The sequence below is a fragment of the Hymenobacter glacieicola genome, from assembly GCF_014640315.1.
Lineage (GTDB): Bacteria > Bacteroidota > Bacteroidia > Cytophagales > Hymenobacteraceae > Hymenobacter > Hymenobacter glacieicola.
In genome coordinates this window covers 65459-83081 of sequence record NZ_BMGS01000001.1, presented here as the reverse complement: position 1 = coordinate 83081, position 17623 = coordinate 65459, and the positions used below count along the sequence as shown (strand labels likewise).

The window sequence follows — 17623 nt, the reverse complement described above, 5'->3', positions numbered from 1 at the left end:
ACTCTCTCGTTTCAGTAAGCTGACACCCGTCAACTTCCGGCCCTTCTCCTACCTTCCTACTCCGCACTACCTTCTTCATGGCCAATAAACCCGCCTCCAAAGGCCGCAAACCGGGCAAAAGCACCCGGCACCCCGGCGCCACCGACAACGTGAAAGGCCGCGTAGGGCGCCTGCTGGCCAAGTCCGACAAGAACGGCACCTACGAAACCTTGCCCGAAGCTGAAACCGCCGTGCTGGTGGCCGTGCCCGATAAACGCCAGGCCGACGCCCGCACCCAGGAGTACCTCGATGAGCTGGAGTTCCTGGCCGAAACGGCCGGTGCTACCGTTACCAAGCGTTTCGTGCAGCGCCTCGACAAGCCCGATATCCGCACGTTTGTGGGCGAGGGCAAGCTGGCTGAAATCAAGGCCTACGTGGAGCACACCAAGGCCAGCATGGTCATTTTTGATGACGACCTCTCCCCCTCCCAGCTGCGCAACCTGGAGGCCGAGCTGCTGGTCAAAATCGTGGACCGCTCCCTGCTCATTATCGATATTTTCGCCCAGCGGGCTAAGTCTGCTACCGCCCAAACCCAGGTGGAGCTGGCTCAGTACCAATACCTGCTGCCGCGCCTGACCGGCCTCTGGACTCACTTGGACAAGCAGCGGGGTGGGGGCGTGGCCCAGCGCGGACCGGGTGAAACGGAAATCGAGACGGACCGGCGCGTAGTGCGCGACCGGATAGCCTTTCTCAAGGACCGCCTCAAAGAGCTGGACAAGCAAACTACTACCCAGCGCAAGTCGCGGACGGGTATTGTGCGGGTGGCCTTGGTAGGGTACACGAACGTGGGCAAGAGCACCATCATGAACCTGCTGAGCCGCGCCGATGTGTTTGCCGAAAACAAGCTGTTTGCTACCGTCGACTCCACGGTGCGCAAAGTGGTGCTGGAAACCATGCCCTTCCTGCTTTCCGATACCGTTGGGTTTATCCGCAAGCTACCCACCCGCCTGATTGAGAGCTTTAAGAGCACCCTCGACGAAATCCGGGAGGCGGACTTGCTGGTGCACGTGGTGGATATTTCCCATCCTACCTTCGAGGAGCAGATAGAAGTAGTAAATGCCACGCTCAAAGACATTGAGGCCGCCGACAAACCCATGCTGCTGGTATTCAACAAGATAGACCGGTACAATCACGAGCCTGTCGTTAGCTCGACGGATGGCTTCGAGGAAATGAACGTCGAAGAAGACGCGCCGGCCGCGCGGCCCTCGCTGGAGCAGCTGAAAGCTACCTACATGGCCAAGCTTCACGATCCAGTCATTTTTATCTCGGCCCAGGAGCGCGAGAACATTGACGAGCTGCGGGCTCTGCTCGTGCGCCACGTGTCGGCTATTTACCAAGAGCGCTACCCCTCCGTGCACCCCATACCGGAGGAAACTGAATTGTAGCGCGGTCCTTATCTGCTTTTTCTAACGCCCAGCTTTATAGCTGGGCGTTTTTTGTGAACCTAGCAGTAGTTTCTCGATTAAATTTTAATTTTTCACACTGAACACAACCTTTTATTAACAATAAAGTAATAGTTGCCTATATTTAGCCTCCTTCTCCACAACCATTCACACGTACATGAAGAAAACCTTTTACTCTCTCACTCTGGGCTTAGCATGCATGGCATCGGCTGCTTCCGCGCAGCAGGGCCAGCTTGGCAACATTGCGGATCGTTTGGCGGCGGCTCCCCAGTCGCGCCAGTGCGCCACTATGGATGTGTTGAACGCTCAACTAGCAGCTGATCCGGCCTTGGCTCAGCGCATGGAGCGCATCGAATCGCAAACCCGCCAGTACGTTAGCAACCCAGCCCTGAAGCGCACTACGGCAGCCATTACTATTCCGGTGGTAGTGCACGTGCTGTACAACACGGCGGCCCAAAATGTATCCGACGCGCAGGTGCAGGCTCAGATTGACGTGCTGAACCAGGACTTTGCCAAGCTCAACGCCGATGCCAGCTTAATTCCGGCGGCCTTCTCGGGGGCGGCTGCCAACACCAACATCCAGTTTACGCTGGCCAAGCGCACGCCCACGGGTACTGCAACTACCGGCATCATTCACAAAGCCACCAAGACGACTTCCTGGAGCTCCAACGACGCTGTGAAGAACTCCAAGCGCGGCGGCGACGATGCCTGGGATGCTACCAAATATCTCAACATCTGGGTGTGCAACCTGGGCCAGGGCCTGTTGGGTTATGCGCAGTTTCCGGGTGGTGCAGCCGCTACCGACGGGGTAGTGGTGCTGTATTCGTCGTTGCCCGGCGGTACGGCTAAGCCCTACGACAAAGGCCGTACGGCTACCCACGAGGTAGGCCACTGGCTGAACCTGCGCCACATCTGGGGTGATGCTTCCTGCGGCAATGACCTAGTGGCCGACACCCCCACTCAGCAAACCAGCAACTACGGTTGCCCTACGTTCCCGAAGGTAACGTGCTCGAATGGCCCGAACGGAGACATGTTCATGAACTACATGGACTACACCGATGACGCCTGCATGTACATGTTCACCAATGGGCAGTCCTCGCGCATGAACGCCCTGTTTGCCACGGGTGGCGCCCGCGCCGGCTTGGCTACCTCTACTGGTGGCACGGCTCCGCTGCTGGCTTCTACGGCTGCCGAGTCGTTGACGGTATACCCGAACCCAACTACCGATCAGCTGTCCATCCGCACGGGCTTGAACACGCCGGCTGCTAACTGGAATGCCAAGGTGTACGATCTGCGTGGCTTCGAAATGAAGCAGGTTCGCACCAACAACGGCGACGTGGACGTATCGAGCCTGCCCACTGGCTTGTACCACCTCGTGCTCAGCGACGGTAAATCGACCCAGCACCAGAGCTTCCGCAAAGAGTAGGTTTTCCTGTTTTACTACTGCTGCCAAGCCCGCCCGGTACGTACCGGGCGGGCTTTGTATTTATTGGAGGCGCTCTTTCCTGAAAGCGGAACACTAAAATTTGGTCGTTTATGAAATTCATATCAGTTATACGCCCATATATTTAAATATTTTCAATAATTTGGTCACTCCGCCCCCTTTCTTCACAACCATCACACCTATTTACCGCCCTCACTCACCTGCTCATTCACACAACCAAAACCCCTTTCTATGAAAAAAACCATTTACGCAATGGCACTGGCCTGCCTAGGGCTGGGTGCTTCCCTTACTGCTGAAGCCCAACAGGTACGTCAGTGCTCCACCATGGAGAACCTGGCGGCCCAGATTGCGGCCGACCCGGCTCTGGCCCAGCGGCTGGCCTCAATTGAAGGACAAACCCAGCAGTTCATCAACAGCCCCGTAGCCAAGCGCACCACAGCCGTAGTTACGATTCCGGTGGTTGTGCACGTGCTGTATAACACGGCGGCCCAGAACATTTCCGACGCCCAGATTCAGTCCCAGATTACGGTGCTGAACGAGGATTTCAGCAAAACCAACGCCGATGCCAGCAAAACGCCAGCGGCTTTTGCCGGCCTGGCGGCCAACGCCAACATCCAGTTTGTACTGGCCAAGCGTACGCCTGCGGGCACTGCTACCACGGGCATAGAGCGCAAATCGACTACCAAAACCAGCTGGGGCACCGATGACGCCATGAAAAAAGCCAGCCTCGGCGGCCTGGACGCCTGGGATGCTACCAAGTACTTGAACCTGTGGGTGTGCAACCTGTCGGGTGGGGTGCTGGGCTACGCGCAGTTTCCGGGCGGCGCGGCGGCTACCGACGGCGTCGTAATCCTGACTTCGGCCTTCGGGCGCGGCGGGTCGGCTTCGGCTCCGTTCAACCTGGGCCGGACGGGCACTCACGAGGTAGGCCACTGGCTGAACCTGCGCCACATCTGGGGTGATGCTTCCTGCGGCAATGACCTGGTTTCGGACACGCCTACCCAACAGACCCAGAACTATAGCTGCCCCACGTTCCCGAAAGTGACGTGCTCCAACGGCCCGAACGGAGACATGTTCATGAACTACATGGACTACACCGACGACGCCTGCATGTACATGTTCTCAAACGGGCAGTCCTCGCGCATGAACGCCCTGTTTGCCACGGGTGGCGCCCGCGCCGGTCTGGTTACCTCCACCGGCGGTACAGCTCCCGGCGGCACTACCCCCACCACGCCCACGTACTGCGCTTCCAAAGGCACCAGCACCGCCTACGAGTGGATTGATTTGGTGCAGCTAGGCTCCATCAGCCGCACCTCCGGGGCCAACGCCGGCTACTACGACGGCACGGCCCTCGGCACTACCGTAACGGCTGGCACGGCCCAGACCATCAGCTACTCGGCGGGCTACGCCTCCACGGCTTACACTGAATACTGGAAAGTGTACATTGACTACAACCAGAACGGCGTATTCACGGATGCCGGCGAACTGGTGGCCAGCCGGAGCGCCGCCTCGGCCAGCACCCTGACCAGCACGTTTACGGTACCGGCCACGGCCAAAACCGGCAAAACCCGCCTGCGCATTGTGATGAGCGACGCCTCGGCCACAACCAGCTGCGGCAGCTACAGCTACGGCGAAACGGAAGACTACAGCATCACGATTTCCGGCGGCACGGCGCGTCAGTCGGGTGCTACGGCTGAGGCCGCTTACCGTATCTTCCCGAACCCCGCTACCGACGTGCTCAACATTGAAGTACCAGCCTCCATCAACGCCAGCGCCGTATCGGTAAAGGTGTTGGACGTGCGCGGCGCCGAGATGAAGCAAGTAACCTTCGACGGCAACCTGCTCAACGTGGGGCAACTGGCCAAGGGCGTGTATATGCTGCGCATTGCCGACGGCCAGCAGGTAACGCACCAGCGTTTCGTGAAAGAATAGCGGATACCTACCCCGGGCCACCGGCATGGCCTGGCTGACTTCCGTATAAAAGACTCGCTCAGGATTGAGCGAGTCTTTTTCTTTATCGGTTACTTACCACCCCGATTTTGAGTGGGTAGCCCGCCCAGAGCAAAACCTTTTCCTAACGCCACAGTAAAGAGGCCTGCCCATATTCCTGCCTGCTTATGAAGACGCTGTACCTGATGCGCCACGCTAAATCGAGCTGGAGCTTTGATGACCTGACCGACAAGGAACGCCCGCTCAACGACCGGGGCCGCGACGACGCGCCAGCCATGGGCCAGGCCCTGGCCAAGCGCAGCATTCAGCTGGATTTACTGCTGGCCTCGCCAGCCGTCCGGGCCCTGAGCACAGCGGCCCTGGTGGCCCACGAGTTGGAATACCCGGCCGAGAAAATTCAGGTGGTAGACAGCATCTACGAAGCCACGGTGCCGGACCTGCTGGGCGTGGTACGCCAGTGCCCGGATGCTGCCGACTCCGTGCTGCTGGTGGGGCACAACCCCACCATCACGGAGTTTGCCAACGTGCTGTCACCCAGCACCATCCCTGACATGCCTACGGCCGCCATTGTGTGCCTGAAATTTAATTGTGCCCGTTGGACGGAAATTGACCAGGCCAACGCTGAGTACTACTTCTACGATTATCCAAAAAACAACTAGGTTCTTGGGCCTTGGGAGCTTAGGGTCTTGGCTGATGTTTTGCTAGCAGCCTGCTTTATTGAACGTCATCCAGGATACTACGCTTCGAGCTGCCACCGAGGTAGCGCGCAGCCAAGCGTTCTGCGAAACGGCAGGCCCAACCCTAAGCGCCCAAGACCCCAAGAACCTACCCCCAACCCCATGTCCGAAACCACACAGGCGCAGCCCCGGCTGCTTAATCGGGAACTGAGCTGGCTGGCATTCAACCGCCGCGTGCTACAGGAAGCACAGAACCCCGAGGTACCGTTGCTGGAGCGCATCAAGTTCCTGGCCATCTTCAGCAGCAACCTGGACGAGTACTTTAAGGTGCGCGTAGCCACGCTGCGGCGCCTAGTCAAACTCAAAAAGAAAACCCGGGCCAAGCTGGGCGAGGACCCCGTAGAACAGCTGCGCGACCTGCTGGAAGAGGTAGGCCGCCAGCAGCAGGAGTTCGGCGACACCTTCCGCAACGGCATTCTGCCGGAGTTGCGGGCCCAGCACATTCACCTGGTTTCCGAGCACGACCTCACGGCCGAGCAACGGGCCTGGGTTGACGAGTATTTCCGCCAGCATGTGCAGGATTTGCTTTCTCCCATTATCCTCGATGAGAACCTGCACCACCTGTTCCTGCGCGACCAGAGTGTGTACCTTACCTTCCTGCTCAGCCAGCCCGAAAACCGCAAAAAGCAGGAACAGGAGCGCGTGGTCGTCATGGAGCTGCCCACCAAGCGCCACGGCGGCCGGTTCGTGCGCCTACCCGACCAAGGCGAGGACAAGTTTGTGATGTTCCTCGACGATGTAGTGCGTTGCTGCGCCCGGGAGCTGTTCCCCAAGTACCAGAAAGTGCAGGTGCACGCCATCAAGCTTTCCCGCGACGCCGAGTTGGACATTCAAGAGGAAGTATCGGGCAACATGCTGGCCAAGATTAAGAGCAGCCTGCAGAAGCGCGAAACCGGCTACCCCGCCCGCCTGCTTTATGACCCTGCCATGCCCAAGGAGGTGCTGCGGGCCGTAATGCAGAAAACCGGCATTGGCAAGGAAGAACTGGTGGAGGGCAGCCGCTACCACAACTTCCGCGACTTTTTTGGGTTCCCGGATTTCGGGCTGGCGGAGCTGCAGTACGAGCCCATGCCGCCCCTGCCCCACCCCACGTTGCCGCGCACGGGCAAAATGCTGCCTGCCATTGCCGAGCGTGACCACCTGCTGCACCCGCCCTACCAGTCCTTCGACTACGTAACCCGCCTGATTACGGAGGCCGCCCAAGACCCGCAGGTCAGCAGCCTCAGCATTACCCTGTACCGGGTAGCCGGCAAAAGCGAAGTTGCCAAAGCCCTGCTGAAAGCCGCCAAAAATGGCAAGCAGGTAACGGTGGTAGTAGAGCTGAAAGCCCGTTTCGATGAGGAGAGCAACATGTTCTGGGCCGAGAAGCTGCAGAAGGCCGGGGCCAACGTTATTTATGGCATTCCAGAGCTGAAGGTACACAGCAAGCTGCTACTCATTACGCGGGCCGAGGAAGACCAGAACCGCCTCTATGCCTACCTGAGCACGGGCAACTTCAACGAGAAAACCAGCGAGATATACGCCGACCACGGCTTGTTCACGGCCAACCCGGAAATCACGCGCGACGTGGTAGAAGTGTTCCGCTACTTCCACGACCGTCAGGACAAAACCGGGCAGTTCCACAACCTGCTGGTGGCTCCGTTTGAGCTGCGCGAGAAGCTGGTGGCCCTCATCGACCACGAAATTCAGCTGGCCCAGGAGGGCAAAGATGCCTATATCATCCTGAAGCTGAACGCCCTGCAAGATGAGCGCATGATTCTAAAGCTCTACGAAGCCAGCCAGGCCGGAGTGCGCATTGAGTTGCTAATTCGGGGCATTTCCTGCCTGATTCCGGAACTGGCCGGCCAGAGCGAAAACATCCGGCAGCGCGGCATGGTCGACCGGTTCCTGGAGCACGGCCGCATCTACGTGTTCGGCAACGGCGGCCAGGAAAAGGTGTACGTGGCCTCCTCCGACTGGATGGCCCGCAACCTCGACCGCCGCGTGGAGGTAGCTTTCCCCATCCTACAGGCTGATTTGCGGGCCGAGGTGCGTCATATGCTGGATTTACAGCGCCAAGACAACGTAAAGGCGCGCGACTTCCACAACCGTTTCATTGGCCCCGAGGATACTGCCGCTGCCCGCATCCGCTCCCAGTTCGACACCTACGACTACCTTAAAAGCCTCTGCAAACCTACCAGGAAGCGCAAGTAGCCCGAGCCGCAAGCCAAGCACCCGCTAACGCCGGCTAACTTCACTCATTAACGCCAAGCTCAGGCTTACGCACGTAACTTTCTGACTGCCAGAATTAAATAGCTTTTCATGGGTATAAACGCCTCCATTATGCAATGGGGGCGTTTTTTGTTGCGGTACAGCCACCTGTAGCAGCCGCACCAGCGGAGCTGGGCAGCAACTGCCCCGAACAAAACCTCGTAGCGGTAAACGATACGCCTGTATTGCTTGTTTTAGAAACAGAACCAAGTACATTCAGGCAATACGGCACAGCTTTTACGGCTTTGTGGCCTTTCACTTCTGACTTCAAGATCATGCATTATATAGCGTCTGGCACCCTGGCACCCATTCGTGGCGCCACCGCCAACCACCACGAGCTGAAAGTATGGCCGGCCTGCTTTGCCGCCGTCGTGAGTGGAGCCAAGCCCTTCGATGTGCGCCTCAACGACCGGGACTACCGGGTAGGCGACGCTCTGCTCCTGCGCGAGTACGAGCCCGAAAGTGAGCAGTACAGCGGCCGCACCACCGAACGCTGGATTAGCTACCTGCTGCAAGGCGGCTCCTTTGGCGTTGAGGAAGGCTGGTGCGTGCTAGGCCTAGCTGAACATCCGCCCCTACCCTCCGGCATCAGCGACACGCGGCTGTGGTAACTGCCCGCACGCGTGAGCCCGACAGCAAAAAGCCTCTGCTTTGCAGGGGCTTTTTGCGTTTTCTGAGGGCCAGAATACGGGCGGCCTTTATCCTAGCGTACCGAACTCCGGCTTGGCCTGGGGACGGTACCGCCCCTGCATCTCGCGTAGCCATTCCTCCGCCGACGCCACGTCGTCGAAGAGCTGCAGGCGAATCTGCTCATTAAAGGACGAAGAATTCAGCGTGGCGGCTTGGTCTAGCAAGTCATGGGGTTGCACTACGTGGGCAATGTAGCGCAGGCCCAGGCGCGCGGCCTGAGGGCCCCACACACTGCTTAACCATTCTACCGAGTCAAACCAGGGGCCGGAGAGGCGGCTGTTGTCGTTGAGCAGGTAGGGGCAGTGCAGGTTTTGCATGGCCGCCAGGAAACGGGCCGCTCCGTTGTAGGCCTCGTTAGGGTCAATGTAGCCCAGCCAAATGGCGCGCAGCCAACCATCGGCCTCGTCAAAATCAAGCTCGCAGCTGCTGCCGTCGCGCAGGTCCGTATGTTTAGAGATTTGCATGTGAAAAAATGGAGAAAATAGGGAGATACGAATGTACTAAACGGGCCTCCCTACCCCCCAGGTTGCTACCGTCCAGGTTAAATAGAGCAGCTACACCTGTTATATCCAGTAACTCGTTACCCTATGGTCAACCCAGGCATGCAGAGGTAGCCTTGGCTGAACTTATTTGTCGGGCTTAAACTAATACCGTTGTGCTTTGCCCGGATGCTTAAAAAGCCCGACTCAGAGGCTACATCCTCCGAATCGGGCTTTTTAACGGAAACAGTAGCTTCTAGAGACATCTGCTACCGCAAGCAAAAATAACCGGCAGGCCTCACCGCTGAGGCGGCGGTAGTATGCTGGCTGCTTAGGGCTTGGGGGCCTTATCCACAGTTTTCTTCAGGAACTTGCGCGGGGGCACAATGAACAGTTCAACGGAGGCGTAGGGCGCGCCGGCCAGCTTGCTGTCGATGATTTTCACCCGGTTGTCGTTGGTGCGGTCGAAGGCGTCGAAGGCGTAATTGTAGCGGTAGCCGCCTTCCAGCCCGAACCACAGAAAATCATAGATTTCCCGCTCCCAGCGGCCCCGGAATTTCACTTCCGTTTCGCGCAGCTCCAGGGTGCGCAGGTCGATGGAGCCTTCGCGGCGCAAGGGCTCGCGCAGCTTCACAATGTAGTTGAGGCCATCCACGGAGTAGCCGGCGAAGAACAGGGAGCGGGGCGAGGCATTGTAACGGGCCGTTACGCGGGCCGGGAACAGAGCCTCCACGCCCCAATGGTTGTTAAAGGTGCGGTTATAGAGCACGGCCGGGTAAATGCTCTGCCGCCCGAAGGTGTACCCCAGCTGCAACCCCACCCCCCAGGAGAACATGGGACTGCGCTTCCAGCCGTAGAGGAATTCCGACGATACGCGCAGGTAGTCGCGCACGCTCAGGGCCGAGGACGTGTAGTCGCCGCTCAGCTCGCCCTTCACCCGGAAAATGTACCAGTTGACTTCATTGACGGGCCGAATTACGGCCAGCTGGGTGCCCAGGGTTTTGAGGCCCTTGTTCTCGATGTTATCGTATAGCTCGTAGCCGGTGGGTTTCTGCCGAAACTTAAACTCCTCCCGCTCATAGTTTACCCCCAGAATCAGCTTCAGGTGGGGGCGGTTAAGCATCGGAATGTAGCCCTTGATAACGAGGCGGGCGTTTTTGGTAGCCTCCGAGCTGTAATCCTGCAAGCCTACTACCTTGCCGTCCGACATGACGTTGAAGCGCGGCACCCGCTCGTAGTGGAACACTAGGCCCTTGCTGGGCCCCATCCCGACCACCGAGGGGGTAGCAAATTCCTGGGCAGTTACTGTTGCCGCCGAGTCACTGAGGGGTGGGGCTGGAGGCGGGTAAACCGGGGGCACGGTGGGCGTAATCTGAGCGTGGGCAACTCCGGCGCACAGCAGTACCGCCGAGGCCGCCAGCGGCCTCAGTAACCGAAACGTCGGGGCAGAAAATGAAATCATACGGGTGGCTTGCAGAGAAACAAACGACAAAAAGGCGTCAGGCTAGCCTTAACGTCTTTTCGCGAAAAAGGATGAGGTAGCGGTGATTCGGGGCAATAGTGATTTGGTGATTTAGTGCGTTAGTGATTTGCCGGAGTGTGTCACTGCGAGTGGCGCAAGGCCACTGGTCCTGACCAATGTGCTGCCGCTCAAGATGCAACAAGCCCTTGACGTATGGCTGCGTCAAGGGCTTGTTGCCTTCCCGGGCTTAGGTAAAGGAAAGGATGAACGGCTTCGGCTACTGCCCCGCCATGACGCAATTCCCGCCCGGAATCACTCCATCATCACCAAATCACGGCGCTTAAAAGAGGAAATCGAAGCCAACGAAGACTAGGTTTTCCTCGCCTACGGAGTAGGTAGCGTTGATAACAGCCTGCTTGAGCACATCAACCCAGATGCCCCCACCCACACTGGTATGGAAGGCACTCAGCCCAGTGTCCGTGTCGCGGGAGCTGTACACGCGGGCGGCATCGGCCAGGCCCATGATGCCGAACTTGCCGGGCACCAAGTAGGCGTTGAAGCTGAAGAGCTGCACGCGCACCTCAGCGTTGCCGTACACCGACGAGCGGCCGGCGTAGCGGGTGCGGCGGTAGCCGCGCAGGTTGGTGGTTCCGCCCAAGGTGTTGGCCTGGTAGAAGCGGTAGTCGCCGAGGGTGCGGCTGGCTCCAATGCGGCCGGCCCAGGTCAGCTGGAAGGGGAAGTTAGGCGAAAGGTAAGCCCGGAACTCCGTAGCTAAGCGACCATACGTCAGCTTTTCGCCGTTCAGCTGGTGGTTGTACTCGGCCGAGTTGTACCACCGCAGACCAATGCGGGGGTTTTTGGGCGAAGAAGCAGCATCCAGGTTCAGGTAAGCTCTGCCCCCGAGGTAGCGGTTCAAGCCAAAATCAGAGGCACGAATGCCGGCGGCGGCCGTGCCTTCGCGGCCGTTGCCCGTAACTGGGTCGAGGCCGTTTGCTATTTCCTCACCGATCTGGCTGCGGTCTACCCGGAACTGGTCATACTGGGGGCCGAAGCCGAATTTCAGGAAGCTGAAAATATCCTTTTCCAACATGGGCGCCACGTACAGCCGCGAGAAGCGGATACGGTAGAAATCGTTGATGTCGCGGGCGCGGGTTTCCCGGTCGTCAGCCAGCACGTTGCGGGTGTCGTTGCCGAGGCCGAAGAAGTTGTAAAGCAGCTGAGGACCGTAAAGCTGGGCCGTGAGGCGCAAGTCCGTTTTGCCTAGCACATCCACGAAGTGCCCGAGGTAGCGCACATTGTAGGCGCTCTGCGAGGGCGAGTAGTTAGCTGCCAGGCTCTGCTCCGTTGCGTAGGGCGCCTTCCGGAAGCCGTAGGTCCGATACACGAGCCCGCCCCCGAAGAACAGCCGGTCGTCGATGTTGTACCCGAAGTACAGGGTCGGGCCGAAGTAGTTCAGGGTGTAGTCTTTGCGGTCGGTGCGGGTGTGCACGTCGTAGCGGCTTACATCAATGCCGGGCTCCAGGCGCAGGCGGGCGTCTTTGCCGGCCACAATCACGTTGCCGGTGTCGGCATCATAGATGTGCAGCTTGTGGCCGAAGCCCGCCACGTTGGAGCGGTCCACGATGGAGTCCCGGTCGGTGCCGCCAATGATGCGCACCAGCGGGCCGCCCTTCACGTCGCCTTTCACCTCGTACTGGTCCTCGCCCTGGAAACCGTAGAGGCGCAGCTCCTTGGTTACGTTGTTGTCGAAAGTGCGGTCGAAGAGGTTTTTGGTCAGTTCACCTTCCTTGTTGATTTTCTGCACCGTAACGCGCGTCTTATCGTTGGGTAGGCGCTCTACCACAAACCGCTCGCGCTTCTTGGAGCCCTTCACCTCCGTTACCTTGCTGAGCACCTCGTAGTAATCGGCGGCTACCTGGGGTAGCAGGTCGCGGCGGCTCTTGAGCTTGGCAATGATTTCGGGGGCGTGCAACTCGTAGATTTGCTTGGGCCACCGCTCCCGGAATGCTTTTTCAATGACGTCATCGGTAAGGTCGGCTTTCATGTCCTCGGCCTGCTTTACCCAGTCTTCTTTGCTCACCGAAGCCAGATATACCCGGTCGTTGCTGAGGGCCGTAAGGTTCAGGCCTTTCCAGTCGCCGTAGTCGGCCCCAAAGTTCTGGAAATTGCGGATGGCCCACTTGCGCGAGGCCAGGTACGGGAAAATACCGTCGCCCTTGAAGAAGGCAATGTCCCGGTCTTCGGGCACGGCCGTAAACTTCCGGTCCCCGTCCTTGTCCTTTTTCTCGGCCCAGCGCCACTGGTCCTCGTGCCGGTCCCAGTCGCCAATCCACATGTCGAAGAGGCGGGAGCGGGCAAAGGCTTTTTCATTGACACGGTTGTCGTTGTCGTCGGTGATGCGCTCGAACACTTTGTCGGTGCCCACCAGGTTTTTGGCGTTGCCCAGGCTTTCCACGTCGCTTTGGTCGTCCTTGGCGTCTTCCTCAATGGCGCCCGGCGTGTTGCTGAACCGCTCCAGGTACTGGCCCAGCAGGGGGTCCTGGGGAATGTAGCGCAGCTCGGGGTTGGTGTGCAGAATACCAGCGGCCGTGGCCAGGGGCGGAATGGCAATGGAGGCGTAGGGGTGTTGGGCCGAAATCTGGTCCTGCAGAATATCGGCGGCGGCGCCCTCGCGCAGGGCCTCGGGCAGCACGGCCGAGGGGTCCTTGTTAAGGCTACGAATCGTGAAGTTGCGCCCTTCCTCGTTGCGCACTTTCAGGGAAGCGGTTTGCTTGCCACCGCCAATTTTGTAGGGCGTCAGGCCACCTTTCTCGGTAGCCAGGTCCAGCACCGGAAACGTGACGGGCGTGGCCCACTCCTGGCGGTAGTGCTTGCCGAAGAACAGCTTGTGCACGCCGCTGCGGTCCAGGTAACTGGGGTTCACGGCTACCGTTACGGTGCTGTCGGCAAAGTTTGGCCGCGGGGCGCCGGTAGGCCGCGCCACCGAGTCGGTGGAGGCCATGGCCTGCTGGGCGTACAAGGGCGTGCGGAACACGAGGCGGCCTTTTTCGCCCGTGCCTTCGGGCACGTAGAACTCGGTCCAGACCTCCCCATTGTCGTAGTAATTTACCCTGGCAAACCCCTTTTCTTTATCGGAGAACAGGGCGTCGCCGCCGCTGCCGGGCTTTACGTGCTGAGTTTTGCAGCCCGAGCCGCTAACAATGTGGTTGAGGTTACCTTCCTTCTGAAACTGCAGGTTGTGCTCGTGTCCGGCGGCATACACCACGTTGGGGTACTTCTGGAAAATCTCCATCAGCCCCTTCTTATACGCCTGGTACAGTGGGTGAGGAATATCCTGACTTACCCCGCCGTACTTGCGGGCAAACGGATAAATGGAGCCGATGATGGGCAGGGGCACGAAGGCGTACTTGTACACAATGGACAAGGGGAAGAAATGGTCCCCCAGGGTGAAGTAGCCGCCGTGAATACCGTCGGAGAACAGCGGGTGGTGAGCTACCACCATAATGTTCTTGCCGGCGTTGCGCTGAATAATGTCCTCTAGCTGGGTAAAGAAATCCGTCTCGTTGGCTACCCCGCAGCCGCTGTTAGCCCCGTAGGGCCGCTCGCCGGAGGTTTGGAGAAACCACTGCGAGTTGATGGCAATCAGCACCACGTCATCCTGCAGGCGCACCTCAACCGGCCCGGGACAGGCGTCGCGGGGCAGGAAAAAGTCGCCGGTGTAGGGGAAGGCTGCCGAGTCGCTTTGCAGATAGCTTTCTACAAAAAACTGCTCCCGGTTTACCTGCTCCACAGCCCCGCGGTTGCCCTGCTTCCAGTCGTGGTTACCCGGAATCATGTACTTCTCGCCCTGGTAATCGCGCAGAATCTTCATCTGGTCGATGATGCGCCGCTCTGATTCCGGACGGTCGGAGGCTTTGGCTTCCGGCATGCCGTACTCGTAGATATTATCCCCGAGGTACACGGTAGTACTTTTGGCTCCGGCCGCCAGAATTTGCTTGCGCATGTAGTTCAACGACGGCTCGCCACCTTCGGCCTCCGGAATTGGCTTACCTACATCCCCAATCAGGAACACGCTGTAGCGGATACGGGAGCTGTCGGGCGGCGTTTTGGCCTCCCAGTTCAGCCCTCCCCGGCGGTAATTAGGCCGCTCGGGGTGGGGCGTCTGCGTGGGTTTCTTTTGGGCCAGCGCTGCCGGCGCACTGGCACCCGCCAGGGCCAGCAGCAAGCAACAGGACAGGAAATGTCTGCTCATACTAGAAGAGAGGTAGCGAGAAAGCAAAGGGCCCGCTGAGGGCACCAAGGAAAGAGAACGGATGTTCAAGAAATACGGTAAACTTACCAGTAACGACTAAGGTAGTTGTTACGCATAGGTACGGTGCGCTGCCGTACGCAATTCCCTTCCTTACGGTTGGGGCTGAGGGCCTGAAAACCCCGCGCCGCGAATCGCGTTGTAAGCCGAACAGCCCCCCGCTGTTGTTGTTTGTTGTCTGCCCCTGATGGAAACCATTCTAGTTCAGAAACCGGCCAAGGCCGAAATTGTCAAAAATGCCAAGGCCTACGTGCTGGCGTTGCTGGAGGAAAAGCTCCCGGCCCAGCTCGTCTACCACTCCCCTAAGCACACGGCCACCGTGGTAAAGGAGGCGCGGGCCTTGGGCGAAGCAGCAGGGCTCAGCGAAACCGACCAGGAAGCGCTGCTGCTGGCTGCCTGGTTCCATGATGTGGGCTACACGGAAGTGTACGACGGACATGAGTTCCGCAGCGCGGAAATGGCTGGCGAGTGGCTGCGCCAACAAGGCTACCCCGAGGATCGAATTGAGGTAGTCCAGAACCTGATTCGGGCCACCCACCGCGACGCCAAGCGGGAAACCGAGCTGGAGCAGCTGCTGGTAGATGCCGACATGAGCAACATGGGCCGCGAGAGTTTCTTTGCCGAGGGCGAGCTACTGCGAGCCGAGTGGGAAGCCACCGGCGGCAAAACCTACTCTAATACAGAGTGGGCCGATAATCAGCTGGCTTTCCTGCTGGCCAGCAAGTACTACACCAAGGCCGCCAAAGAGCGGTACGAAGAGCAGTTCAAAGATAATATTAAGGACCAGCGCAAGCAGCTGAAGAAGACCGAAAAGAAGAACAAGAAGAAAAAGGAAGAAGAAGGCGGCACGTTTGCCGAGCCCAAGCGCGGCATCGAAACCATGTTCCGAACCATGTACAGCAACCACATGAAGCTCTCGGACATGGCCGATAAGAAGGCGAACATGATGATTTCGCTGAACGCGGTACTCATGTCGTTGATTATTACCTATTTCGGCGCCAAGCTGGGCAGTAAAACCGCCGCCTTGAGCAACGTGGGTTTGATTCGGAACCCCATTATTGCGGTGCCGATGGGCATTTTGCTGGCGACGGCCCTGGCCTCGGTTATTACCGCCATTCTGTGTGCTCAGCCCGATGTGACAAGCTTTAAGTGGCTGAAGCGCAGCCCCCAAATTGCCACCAACCGCCGGGTAAACCTGCTGTTCTTCGGTAACTTCAGCAAGCTCAGCCTCGACGACTTCCAGCACGGCATGACGGAAATCATGGGCCAGAAGGAGGCGCTCTACACCAACATGGTGACGGACATCTACTACCTCGGCGACGTGCTAACCAAAAAGTACCGCCTGCTGCGTCTGAGCTACACGATTTTCATGGTAGGCCTGATCCTGACGGCACTATCCTTTGGTATTGCCCTGCTTTACAAGGTGTAGCAGTGATTCAGTGCATGAGTGAATTGTCAGAGAGAGGAGGTACGCCGCCATCCTTCCTCTTCCTGTGACAAGCCTGATAACGTGACAAGCCCTTACTTCCGCGCTGGAGGTAAGGGCTTGTCACATTTCAAGGGGTAGCACTTCGGAAAAGACGGGTTGCTCTGCTCGCCCTGACACCGCTTCACTCATGCACCGAATCACTGCTCTACCGCCTCTCGACCAGTTCTGCCAGGTTGTGCAGGGAGCGGCCCAGGAAGCGGTGCAGGCGCCGCAGCTGCCCAAAGCGCACCAGACGGCTGGCGCTGGCAATGTGGCCGTAGCGCAGCTCCATGGTTACCAGACAGGCGTCGAGAGTTACTGCCTCAAAGCCGTAGAATAGCAGGGAGTTAGGAAAGAGGCGAAAATGGGAAATCTTCTCCACGTACTCCAGGCGGCCGTCCTCGTCCTCGAATTGCTGCACGGCCTGAAAGTCAATTTGCCCCCCAAACACATCTACTTTGTAGCTGGTGCCGAGGCGGCCGGCCTTGGTAACATCGTAGTGCACGGCGGTGGCGCCCTCCATCCAGCGGGGGCGCAACCGGAAGTTGTTAATAACCCGCACGGCGTAGGGAGCGGGCACGCGCAGGGCCCGGCGTACTTTCAGCGCGCAGCCGCGGCCTACGGGCACATCATCGTCTATTTCCGGGCTGTTGAGCAGCAGCCGCAGGGGCGAGAGGCTGGCGTAGTGGTAGGGCGTTTCGCCGAGGTGTTCGTAATAGGTAGCGCCGGGCAGCAGCCGGGTCCAGGAAAAAGCCTGCTGTAGTGCCGCCGGATCCTGAGTGGCCAGGTAGCCCTCCGAGAGCAGAATGTACTCTGAGCCGGTAATGTTGTTTTTGAGCAGGCGGTGTACCACTATCACATCACGGCCCATGAGCTTGGTGTACTCCCGAATTCGGGCCACGCTCACGCGGCCGTAATGCACTACAATTTTCAGCGTGAGAGCCAGCTCGTGCAGAGCCGCCGCCAGCTCCGAGCCGGTGTCGCGGGCCACAATGCGCAGGTAGTTCTGAAAATCGAGGTAGATACGCCGGCATTGCCGCACCAACTCGGCCACCGATGGCGGGGGCCCTAATCGGTAAAACAGCACCGCATCACCCTGAATCTCGTTTACCTGCAAGTTCAGGGTGTTGGCTTCAATAAGTATTTCCAGCAGATCTGCGACCAGAAACGGCGCCTGCAAGCTTCCCGACTCCTCAATAAAACGCGTGAAGCCGCTGATATCCGGAATCAGCAGCAAGGCGGGCTGCTGTTTGTCGGCTCCGGGGCGCGGCAACTTGCCGGCGGCCCGACGGTCAGCGCGTAAGTCGTCCAATAAACCCATGAAGCCAAGCGGGAAAGTGAGGGTGAGAGGAGACGAAGATACGCAACGGGCTAGCGGTAGGCACAGCGCCC

Annotated in this window: 11 protein-coding genes; 7 read left to right on the top strand and 4 right to left on the bottom strand. The window is 58.9% G+C overall.

Annotation, left to right across the window (positions count from 1 at the left end; translation table 11 throughout):
• Nucleotides 1-77: 77 nt before the first annotated feature.
• The 6 genes from hflX (at nucleotide 78) to IEW18_RS00330 (ending at nucleotide 8434) form a co-directional block, all read left to right on the top strand.
• On the top strand, nucleotides 78-1424 hold the full coding sequence (gene hflX / locus IEW18_RS00355) for a GTPase HflX (RefSeq protein ID WP_188555841.1): 1347 nt from the start codon (nucleotides 78-80) through the stop codon (nucleotides 1422-1424).
• 175 nt (nucleotides 1425-1599) lie between these two features.
• Entirely contained in the window at nucleotides 1600-2868 is a 1269-nt protein-coding gene (locus tag IEW18_RS00350) for a M43 family zinc metalloprotease (RefSeq protein ID WP_188555840.1), read from the top strand.
• A gap of 249 nt (nucleotides 2869-3117) precedes the next feature.
• Nucleotides 3118-4818 (top strand): GEVED domain-containing protein, encoded by a 1701-nt coding sequence (locus IEW18_RS00345; RefSeq protein WP_188555839.1) that lies wholly within the window; start codon nucleotides 3118-3120, stop codon nucleotides 4816-4818.
• Between the two features lie 185 nt (nucleotides 4819-5003).
• Nucleotides 5004-5495, top strand: coding sequence for a SixA phosphatase family protein (locus tag IEW18_RS00340; RefSeq protein ID WP_188555838.1), 492 nt, complete (start codon nucleotides 5004-5006; stop codon nucleotides 5493-5495).
• A 180-nt stretch (nucleotides 5496-5675) separates the two neighbouring features.
• Nucleotides 5676-7766: a polyphosphate kinase 1 gene (gene ppk1 / locus IEW18_RS00335; protein WP_188555837.1), complete on the top strand. Its 2091-nt coding sequence runs from the start codon at nucleotides 5676-5678 to the stop codon at nucleotides 7764-7766.
• A gap of 332 nt (nucleotides 7767-8098) precedes the next feature.
• Entirely contained in the window at nucleotides 8099-8434 is a 336-nt protein-coding gene (locus IEW18_RS00330) for an ASCH/PUA domain-containing protein (protein WP_188555836.1), read from the top strand.
• Between the two features lie 87 nt (nucleotides 8435-8521).
• Here IEW18_RS00330 and IEW18_RS00325 read toward each other — a convergent pair whose 3' ends face one another.
• The 3 genes from IEW18_RS00325 to IEW18_RS00315 form a co-directional block, all read right to left on the bottom strand.
• Nucleotides 8522-8977, bottom strand: coding sequence for a hypothetical protein (locus tag IEW18_RS00325; protein ID WP_188555835.1), 456 nt, complete (start codon nucleotides 8975-8977; stop codon nucleotides 8522-8524).
• Between the two features lie 346 nt (nucleotides 8978-9323).
• Nucleotides 9324-10454, bottom strand: a complete 1131-nt coding sequence (locus IEW18_RS00320) for a DUF6268 family outer membrane beta-barrel protein (protein ID WP_188555834.1) — start codon at nucleotides 10452-10454, stop codon at nucleotides 9324-9326.
• 340 nt (nucleotides 10455-10794) lie between these two features.
• Nucleotides 10795-14706 (bottom strand): BamA/TamA family outer membrane protein, encoded by a 3912-nt coding sequence (locus IEW18_RS00315; RefSeq protein ID WP_229728530.1) that lies wholly within the window; start codon nucleotides 14704-14706, stop codon nucleotides 10795-10797.
• A gap of 244 nt (nucleotides 14707-14950) precedes the next feature.
• Here IEW18_RS00315 and IEW18_RS00310 point away from each other — a divergent pair, with 244 nt between their 5' ends.
• On the top strand, nucleotides 14951-16192 hold the full coding sequence (locus tag IEW18_RS00310) for a Pycsar system effector family protein (RefSeq protein WP_188555833.1): 1242 nt from the start codon (nucleotides 14951-14953) through the stop codon (nucleotides 16190-16192).
• Between the two features lie 205 nt (nucleotides 16193-16397).
• On the opposite strand, the gene IEW18_RS00305 is transcribed toward IEW18_RS00310, so the two are convergent.
• Nucleotides 16398-17552, bottom strand: a complete 1155-nt coding sequence (locus IEW18_RS00305) for a DUF2652 domain-containing protein (protein ID WP_188555832.1) — start codon at nucleotides 17550-17552, stop codon at nucleotides 16398-16400.
• Nucleotides 17553-17623: the final 71 nt, after the last annotated feature.

What these genes read in the sequence shown, in the direction of transcription:
- hflX (WP_188555841.1), top strand. Translation starts at nt 78, where the DNA reads ATGGCCAATAAACCCGCCTCCAAAGGCCGCAAACCGGGCAAAAGCACC.
- IEW18_RS00350 (WP_188555840.1), top strand. Translation starts at nt 1,600, where the DNA reads ATGAAGAAAACCTTTTACTCTCTCACTCTGGGCTTAGCATGCATGGCA.
- IEW18_RS00345 (WP_188555839.1), top strand. Translation starts at nt 3,118, where the DNA reads ATGAAAAAAACCATTTACGCAATGGCACTGGCCTGCCTAGGGCTGGGT.
- IEW18_RS00340 (WP_188555838.1), top strand. Translation starts at nt 5,004, where the DNA reads ATGAAGACGCTGTACCTGATGCGCCACGCTAAATCGAGCTGGAGCTTT.
- ppk1 (WP_188555837.1), top strand. Translation starts at nt 5,676, where the DNA reads ATGTCCGAAACCACACAGGCGCAGCCCCGGCTGCTTAATCGGGAACTG.
- IEW18_RS00330 (WP_188555836.1), top strand. Translation starts at nt 8,099, where the DNA reads ATGCATTATATAGCGTCTGGCACCCTGGCACCCATTCGTGGCGCCACC.
- IEW18_RS00325 (WP_188555835.1), bottom strand. Translation starts at nt 8,977, where the DNA reads ATGCAAATCTCTAAACATACGGACCTGCGCGACGGCAGCAGCTGCGAG.
- IEW18_RS00320 (WP_188555834.1), bottom strand. Translation starts at nt 10,454, where the DNA reads ATGATTTCATTTTCTGCCCCGACGTTTCGGTTACTGAGGCCGCTGGCG.
- IEW18_RS00315 (WP_229728530.1), bottom strand. Translation starts at nt 14,706, where the DNA reads ATGAGCAGACATTTCCTGTCCTGTTGCTTGCTGCTGGCCCTGGCGGGT.
- IEW18_RS00310 (WP_188555833.1), top strand. Translation starts at nt 14,951, where the DNA reads ATGGAAACCATTCTAGTTCAGAAACCGGCCAAGGCCGAAATTGTCAAA.
- IEW18_RS00305 (WP_188555832.1), bottom strand. Translation starts at nt 17,552, where the DNA reads ATGGGTTTATTGGACGACTTACGCGCTGACCGTCGGGCCGCCGGCAAG.